This is a genomic window from Paenibacillus sp. P4_A9, assembly GCF_056402415.1.
Genome location: NZ_JBFUHL010000041.1, coordinates 40001 through 48329, shown reverse-complemented (window position 1 = coordinate 48329; position 8329 = coordinate 40001). Strand labels below are relative to the sequence as shown.

At 41.6% G+C, this 8329-nt stretch carries 10 protein-coding genes; 2 read left to right on the top strand and 8 right to left on the bottom strand.

Annotated features, from left to right (window positions below; genetic code table 11):
• The 4 genes from AC1DVJ_RS22095 to AC1DVJ_RS22080 form a co-directional block, all read right to left on the bottom strand.
• On the bottom strand, positions 1–186 hold a 186-nt coding region (locus AC1DVJ_RS22095), incomplete at its 3' end, for a hypothetical protein (protein ID WP_477593340.1).
• On the bottom strand, positions 187–540 hold the full coding sequence (locus AC1DVJ_RS22090) for a stalk domain-containing protein (RefSeq protein ID WP_477593338.1): 354 nt from the start codon (positions 538–540) through the stop codon (positions 187–189).
• 491 nt (positions 541–1031) lie between these two features.
• A complete protein-coding gene (locus AC1DVJ_RS22085) occupies positions 1032–1802 on the bottom strand; it encodes a WecB/TagA/CpsF family glycosyltransferase (protein ID WP_477593336.1) in 771 nt (256 codons plus the stop codon).
• Positions 1803–1983: 181 nt separating this feature from the next.
• Complete coding sequence (locus AC1DVJ_RS22080) at positions 1984–2838, bottom strand: phytanoyl-CoA dioxygenase family protein (protein ID WP_477593334.1); 855 nt, start codon at positions 2836–2838, stop codon at positions 1984–1986.
• Positions 2839–3000: 162 nt separating this feature from the next.
• Here AC1DVJ_RS22080 and AC1DVJ_RS22075 point away from each other — a divergent pair, with 162 nt between their 5' ends.
• A complete protein-coding gene (locus AC1DVJ_RS22075) occupies positions 3001–3825 on the top strand; it encodes a helix-turn-helix transcriptional regulator (protein ID WP_477593332.1) in 825 nt (274 codons plus the stop codon).
• A gap of 26 nt (positions 3826–3851) precedes the next feature.
• On the opposite strand, the gene AC1DVJ_RS22070 is transcribed toward AC1DVJ_RS22075, so the two are convergent.
• The 3 genes from AC1DVJ_RS22070 to tdh form a co-directional block, all read right to left on the bottom strand.
• Positions 3852–4661, bottom strand: coding sequence for an MBL fold metallo-hydrolase (locus AC1DVJ_RS22070; protein WP_477593330.1), 810 nt, complete (start codon positions 4659–4661; stop codon positions 3852–3854).
• Between the two features lie 204 nt (positions 4662–4865).
• A complete protein-coding gene (locus AC1DVJ_RS22065; protein WP_477593328.1) occupies positions 4866–6044 on the bottom strand; it encodes a glycine C-acetyltransferase in 1179 nt (392 codons plus the stop codon).
• Complete coding sequence (gene tdh / locus AC1DVJ_RS22060; protein WP_477593326.1) at positions 6037–7125, bottom strand: L-threonine 3-dehydrogenase; 1089 nt, start codon at positions 7123–7125, stop codon at positions 6037–6039. Before tdh ends, AC1DVJ_RS22065 begins: the two co-directional genes overlap by 8 nt.
• A 179-nt stretch (positions 7126–7304) precedes the next feature.
• On the opposite strand from tdh, the gene AC1DVJ_RS22055 reads away from it, so the two are divergent.
• Positions 7305–7865, top strand: a complete 561-nt coding sequence (locus tag AC1DVJ_RS22055; protein ID WP_477593324.1) for a helix-turn-helix domain-containing protein — start codon at positions 7305–7307, stop codon at positions 7863–7865.
• A gap of 80 nt (positions 7866–7945) precedes the next feature.
• Here the strand turns inward: AC1DVJ_RS22055 and AC1DVJ_RS22050 are convergent, their stop codons facing one another.
• A complete protein-coding gene (locus AC1DVJ_RS22050; RefSeq protein WP_477593322.1) occupies positions 7946–8260 on the bottom strand; it encodes a DUF3566 domain-containing protein in 315 nt (104 codons plus the stop codon).
• Positions 8261–8329: the final 69 nt, after the last annotated feature.

The window sequence follows — 8329 nt, the reverse complement described above, 5'->3', positions numbered from 1 at the left end:
AGCTGCAATATATCGACTGCCATTCCATGCAAGGGACCCAGAAAAAGCGGTTTCTACCCGATCAATATTACTAGATTTAGTCGACTTCCAAACCAGATCTCTTCCTTCAAGAGCATATCCATGCGTAACCATAACGGTAATAAAACATATTAAGGCTAGTGCTAATGTATAAAAATACCTATTCATTTAAGCCTCCTCGTAACGGACATGTTTGCGTAATGCAACCATTCTTTTTATTTTAGGATACTGGGGATCTGTAAGAAAGGGTTTGTCTACAGAAAAATAGTTTATCTTTATGCCATTATTAGTATTATCAAAATCTACATATCCTCCCATATTTTCCGCAACATAACGAACAGGCACATAGGCATGACCATTATAATTTAAAACAGGATTTTCTTGATCCAATAGCTTGATTTCCCCATTAATATAAAAATGTGAAGGGAATAAATATGCTTGTATCGTCGTGTCAGAAGCAACAGCAACAGTTGAGACGGAAACAACTATCCCACAGATTAATCCTAAAATAAACTTTTTCATATCAATTACCTCCTACAAAGGAATATTTTGGATGTGGTGTCAGGAGAAGAAAAATTAATTAATTGAATCTGTTGGTAATCATCTGTTGTTAAAGGTACTATTTCAGCAGAACTACAAACCGTTTGAAAAGTGATGGAACTTGCAACACATATACATATTGTGAGTATAGTTTTATTCATGTCTTTCTCCTTTGGAAAGCATAATATATAAAGTTTTCCAAAAGATGTACTTGTATGCAAACACCTGTGTTAAACTGCTCGTCCCTCGGTTTCATGCCCTATGATGTCATGATAACTTTCTTAGATCATAAGCTGCAAATTCCAAGAGATTCTTAAGTACACCTAATTCCTCTTCCTTAATTTTCTCCAATATTACAATCACTCCATCACGTCCTCTCATTACTTCAATAAACAAAATAGGAGCTGCCGCGAAGCAAGCCCCTTAACTATTTTTAAAACATAAATAATTCAAGTAAAAATCATGAACAATTATTAACTCCGATTGTTTTCTTTAAATAATAGAGCTTTTATTACAAAACGAGGCAATCTTAATTGCCTTCTCCATCTAGAAGGTTGATTAATTAATCGATAAAGCCATTCCACATTTAACTTATGCCAAATAGCGGGTGCTCTTTTTACTGTCCCGGCAATGATGTCGAGACTTCCTCCAACCCCAATTGCAACCCTAACATTCAATTTATTTTTAAACTTATGTATCCAAAATTCAGCTTTTGGGGCTCCAAGCGCAACTACTAAAATATCGGGACTCAAGGTCGCAATTTCATCTACAATTTGTAACTCAACACTCTGATCAAAAAAGCCATGCTGTCTACCCAAGACAGATATGTTTGGGTAAGCTATACTTATTGCTTTTGCAGCCTTTTTACTAGTCATTTCACTCGCGCCAAGAAGATAAAACGACCAATTGTTTTTATTTCCAATCTCCAATAAATTAATGAGAAGATCACATCCTGTAACACGTTCTGGAAGTGGATTCCCTTTTAATCGAGAGACCATGACAATACCAGTACCATCGGCAGTAAGGTGACCCGCCTCATCAATTATTGAACGGAGCAGTGGATCATGTTGACAGGACATTGTGATTTCTGGATTTAGTGTTATCACATGGAACATTTCCGCTTTTTTATCAGTTATTGCTTGTTCAATTATTTGAACTGTATCTTCCATAGTTATTTTCGGTACTGGAATTCCCATGATTTGCGAACAGTTCTTCATTGAATCCACCTTTAACTTTTTAACCACATTTTAACATAAAGGATTAGTTCTAACTATCTCGGGAAAATTTTATGTTTGGCTCAAATCTTGATGTGCTACTGCCAAGCGAATCCCTTTGATTAAATATAAAACTGAATGTAGCGGAGCTGAAAGAGAATATATAATATTCAAATCTTACTTATCACCCTTTTGTAAGCTACTATTATTTCTAATACGCTCCGATAGGTATATTCGACCATTTCTCAAGCCACTGCTCATACGTTTCTACTGATTCAGGACTGTTAAGGCTTTGTGCTATAAAACCCTGAGACTTCCCACTTGCAGTAGCGGTTGGAGTGGCTTCATAACGAATGTCCATAGACCAACGCGCATGATCAGATTTATTGGGAAGGGCCCTATGAGGAAGTAGTTGATTGAAACAGAGTACATCTCCTGGTTCCATTTCTATTGAAAGCCCTTTCAAATGACTGGCGTCTTCTTTGCGCAGCCCCAAGAAGTTGGTTTCTTCGTCAATTGCTCCTTCTAGCAGCGTATCAGTAAAAAATCCAGGCGCTACTTGCAGGCAGCTATTAGCTTCGGTCACCCTTTGCAAAGGCATCCACATCGATAAGACGTGTACATTCTCAGCATCCCGATAGTACTGGGCATCTTGATGCCAAGGAGTATCCGTCCATTTCTGGTCTGGCAACTTTGGTCTTGCATTAAAGATGCCGTGAACAGAAAGCTCCGACGTACCAAGTAGATCCGAAGCCACATTCAACATAACAGGATGTTTGAAGAAATTAAACATATCAGGACCGACAAGATCTCTCCTGGGGCTGCGGCTATATTTAGGTTTACCTGCTGCTTCCCACAGTTTGACAAGACGATGTTGAAAATCAAGATCCTCTCGTTTATCCTTCAACAATCCCTCTTTGCTCCACTTCTCTACCAATTCATCGACCCATTTCATGATGATCCCAGTAGCCAGATCCAATAGATCTTGTGGGATAACCCCTTTCACATGCAAGTAATTATTCTTTCTGTAAAATTCTAATTGCTCTTTCGTAAGTAAGATGGTCATAGTAACATTTCTCCTTTTGAGGTTCGTTACTGTAATTGTAACTGCTCGAAACTTTTGGAGAAACGACAAGATGAACTTGAAATTTAACCATTTGTCGTTAAAATTAAAATATAAGAAATAGGAGAGTGATGCAATTTGGAACAGCCATTCAGGCTCAGTGCAATGAATAATCCCATCTCCATAGGGCCTACCCATTTTACAACCGTGTTGTCTGGATGGTCGTATCATCTGCATAATCATAAAGGTTATGAGCTTCTGTATTGTCATTCAGGAACCTTTATGGAATGGATTCATGGAGAATCTATTGAAATGAAATGTGGAGATTGGTTATTGATCAGTCCAGGAGTTAGCCACAGCACGATCAATGTATCCAAAGATGCCCTTGCTTACTTTTCGATGCATTTTGATTTAGAAGATGTTGAGGTTCGAAACGAATTAAATAGTTTGAACTTTGTTCATTTAGGTGGACCTTTCTCCAAATTACAGAACTTGTTTAAGGACATTCAGAGGGTGATCGGAAGAAGATCGACGGAGAATGACGATTTAACAACGATTCAAAAGCTGCTGTTTCAATCCACGATTCTTCAGTTGTTTGTGGAAATACTGAATTTGGTATCGCTTCCTAATGACCGTATTGTTCTCCATAACAAGATATTGAACATAGAAGAAATTGAACTAGCACATACCATTGAACGTAAGCTCCATGAATTTATGGATACCACGATCACTATTCATGGAGTTGCTCAAGAGCTTTATATAAGTAGAAGCCATTGCAATGAGGTATTTAAAAAGGTTTATGGTATTGCTCCTCGCCAATATTTAAGCATGCTCAAATTAAAAAAAGCGGAGGCATTAATTCTGCACTCAGGTCTTTCGATGGAAGTAATTAGTGAGAAACTGGGCTTCTCGTGTTTAGGCAGCTTCAGCAGACAGTTCCGTCGTTGGACTGATCTGTCTCCTTTGCAGTATAGGAATTCGCAGCGCTAATAGTGAGAAATCCGACTATTCGCAATTTACAAAGTAACGATCAAACCATCATAAGCAACTTGTATGCCATTTGGCTCAAAAATATCAACAAGATCTTCATGCAGCAAGCCTGCATTGTGGGAGAAATGCGTAACGAAAACCTGAGCTCCCTCTTTGAGAACTCCGTTCGTATCCATCCATGCTTTGGTTTCTAGAACAGCATCGATGTTCATGTGATTTTCACGATGAAGACTTCGACCCGTTGTGCATTCAAGTATAGCTAGATCGATCTTTTTATCTTGGAGCCATGCCCAAGTCTTCTCCGGAAACCAACCGCTGTCATTGCCGTAGAGGATGGACTTCCCATCTTTTTCAATGTAATAAAGCAAGCATGTCTCTAATTTATCATGATCGGCTAAGAGGGGAACAATGGTTGCAGTTTGCGTCTGAATGGGCACGAACGGCAGCACTCTGTGGAATTCATAGTTATGTGTGAGTCCGTTGAGCGCTTGGAAGCAGAGTCGGAAAGGGATATCGTGCCCATATACATGCATCGTACTTTCACCATATTGTGCGTAGCCTTCCGCTCGGATCGCCATATCCTCTGCATACAGATGATCGGAATGCGAATGTGTGATCAGCAAATCCTGGATCTGATTCATATCCAAGCCATATTGATGCGAGTGGTACAACGTATCCGGCGGAAAATCGACCTTCAATACTTTGTCTATAATCACCGAGGTGCGTGAGCGAATATTTTTTCCTTTGCGCTCACGAGCTTGTTGACACGTTACACATTGGCAGAAAAGTGATGGAATTCCCTCATATGCAGCAGTTCCGAGAAAATGTATTAGCATCCGATGTTACCTCCTATTTAATGTACTGATCATGTTGAATCGTGATGTTTCATGAGTTCTTTGTTGTAATTTTATGTTGATTTCGTAGGGGTGTCAATAAATTCCTTGTACACGTGGATATCGCCCACAGCTGTTTTCATAAAAAAACACCGCTTTCCCATGTTAATAGAAAAGTGGTGTTTCTTTGACAAACGATCTATGTTTTTACATCATCAGATTGAGCTGTTTCCCTGCCTTATGCAACGCGTCTAGCGCAAAATCCAGATCTTCCCGTGTATGCTGAGCCGTGACAATGAATCGCACGCGACCTTTGTCCATCGCCACTGTCGGATAGACGATCCCTTGAGCGTAGACACCTTCCTGCAAAAGCAAATCAGAGAACTGCATCGTCTTCGCCGGATTCCCCACGATAACAGGAATGATTGGTGTCTCGCTGGCGCCTGTGTCAAAGCCAAGAGCTTGCACCTTCGAGCGGAAATACGCAGCGTTTTCCCAAAGCTTTGCAATGAGGTCGCCGCTTTGTTGAAGCACCTGGATTGCCGCAAGGCAAGTAGCCGCTACTGCCGGTGTTTGGGACGTACTGAACAAAAAAGGGCGTGCTTTATGGATCAGGTAATCTTTGACAACTTGCTCGCAAGCCACGTAACCCCCAACAGCCCCGACCGCCTTCGACAACGTACCGATCTGGATGTGTACACGTCCGTGCAGGCCAAAATGATCCGTTGATCCCTTCCCGTTCTTGCCGAGCACGCCGCTTGCATGGGCATCGTCTACATAGACAAAAGCATCATACTTCTCAGCAAGCTCCACAATAGCTGGCAGCGGTGCGATGTCTCCGTCCATGCTAAAAACACCGTCCGTGACAACAATGCGCTTCTGAAATCCGGCACTCTCTTTTAACGCAGCTTCCAATTGATCCATGTCTTTATGTGCAAAAACTTTCCGCTGCGCTTTCGTTAAACGAATACCGTCAATGATACTTGCGTGATTTAACTCGTCACTGATCACAACATCATCGGGTCCAAGTAACGGACCTAAGACGCCTTGGTTTGCCGTGAAGCCGGATTGAAAAACAAGTGCCGCTTCCGTTCCCTTGAATTTGGCCAGCTCTTGTTCAAGTTGATCATGAATATCAAGCGTCCCAGTGATCGTACGTACGGATCCGCTGCCAACGCCATATTTTTCGATCGCACGAATAGCCGCTTCCTTCATGCCAGGATGATCGGTGAGTCCCAAATAATTATTCGAAGACATTTGTAGAACAGAACGCCCCTTCAATGACATCCAAGCACCTGAGCCGCTTTCCCATACGGTGAGAGGACGGTAACGCCCCTCCTTCTTCAATTGCTCTAGTTCTTTCTCTAATGTGTTCCAACTAGCCATGAATCGCACACTCCTTAATTGAAGGTAATTTAACTTCCGTGTCATGTAAAAAAACGATTTTACCGCATTGCCCCGATATCATCAATTCAAACGCCTTCTCATAGTCATTCAGTGAAAATGTGTGAGTGATTAGCGGTTTCAGATCGATTCGTTTCTGATCTAATAAGCCTTTCAACTGATACCAGGTATGGTACATACGCCGACCAGTAATTCCTTCAATACGTAAGCCTTTGAAAATAATATGGCGCGATAAATCAAGCGGCACTTCTTGTGTAGGAATCCCGAGTAAGGATACTCGAGCCGCAGAAGCTGCTGCCTCAAAGCCCCCGCGAATCGCATCGGGATAACCTGACATTTCTAAGACAACTTCAGCACCTTCACCTCCGGTATATGCTCGAATGGCATCTACCATGGATTCCTCACGGCTATTGATGATATAGTCTGCACCCATCTGCTTCGCTAAAGAGAGACGATACGGATTGATATCAACAGCCATCACGACTCCTGCGCCGCTCGCTTTGGCAACGGCAACAGCCATTAATCCGATGGGTCCGGTACCGATGACAACGACCGACTTCCCAACAATTTCGCCCGACAATACAGTCTGGACCGCATTTCCCAGCGGATCCTGCAGACATGCGAGCTCAAACGGCATATCCGGCCTGTTATGAATGACGTTCGATGCCTTAACGACCGCATATTCAGTAAAACAACCTGGAGCTGTAATCCCAAAGCTAACCGTATTCGGGCAGACGTGCGCGTTGCCGGTTCGGCAAGCTTTGCACACACCGCATACGATATGGCCTTCTGCTGAAACATGATCTCCGACTTTCACATTGGTCACTTGGCTGCCTATCTCTTCGACCACACCAGCGAATTCATGACCGAAAACATTCGGTGTGACGACTGCGCTTTCCGCCCAATCATCCCATTTATAGATATGAACATCCGTCCCGCAAATGGATGTAGCTTTAATTTTAACCAACACTTCGTCAGGTCCACAGTGCGGTATCGGTACTTCCCGTAAAACCGCACCAGGTCCACGAACCTCTTTGACAAGTCCGATCATCGTTTCTCTCATGTTGTATGCCCCCTTTTTAAAAAGAAGAAAGTTTACTATATTAACTTTTTGTGCGTTATCTTGTATATACAATATATTATACATATGGATGAGATATTGTACATATGTATTTGAAAATATTTCACAGCTATGCTAAATTTGGTTTATAATTGAGGTACTTGTAGGAAGAGGAGAAATCAATGGATCAGGAGCAAATTCATAAGAAGATCGGGAAAAACCTTCAAAATATACGCAAAGCAAGGTCACTCAGCCTGGATCAGGTCGCAGAATTAACAGGCGTCAGCAAAGCAATGCTCGGGCAGATTGAGCGTGGTGATTCGAATCCAACCATTTCTATTTTATGGAAAATTGTAAATGGACTTCACATCTCGTTTACTTCACTCATAGAGGACAATGTTCCGAAAGTGAACCACATCCACCTCGATGAGATTGAACCGTTCTTAGAAGAAGATGGGAATTATCGGGCATTCCCGATCGTCCCTTTTGAGCAGAAAAAGCAATTTGAGATCTACACGGTTGAAATTGATATCGGCTGTACCCACGCCTCGGAAGCACATTACGAAGGTGTTGAGGAGTATATTTTGATGATCAGCGGTGCGCTTCGACTTCGTATTCAGGATGAAACCTACGAGTTGAAGGCCGGAGACGCCATTCACTTTTCCGCCGATCAGCCCCATGTTTATGAGAACATCGCAGATGAGAAAACGATGTATAACACCATCATTTGTTATCCTTTGTAAGGGATTTCCGGGGAAATAAAAGAGCTTCTACAGGCAGATTGTTCTGCTTTGTAGAAGCTCTTTGACGTATGTACATATGACTATTCCAGGATATCTTCTTTTGATGCTTCTATGTCCTTCGTTGTTATGGTTAACTCAAGTCCGCCAAATTTTTTGGCAAAGAAGTTATAAATGACACTAACTAACATACTTATTGCTCCGAAAATTAAAATCATGAAAAATGACATGATGATCAATGGAAGGAAAGCAAGTGTCATGCCTGAATCTCCTATAGCAATTCCAATGATTAATGCTACAATTCCAAAAATAGACATGATTCCGACTGGAATGCTCATGAGATATAAGGTTGTTTTAAACATGCTTTTGGCACCAAGTGATTTGATTTCCACTTTCATTTGTAATCTGACCCCTTTTGTTTTCAATTTTAGTAAACATCGAACGGAATATATATACGACACCCTTTC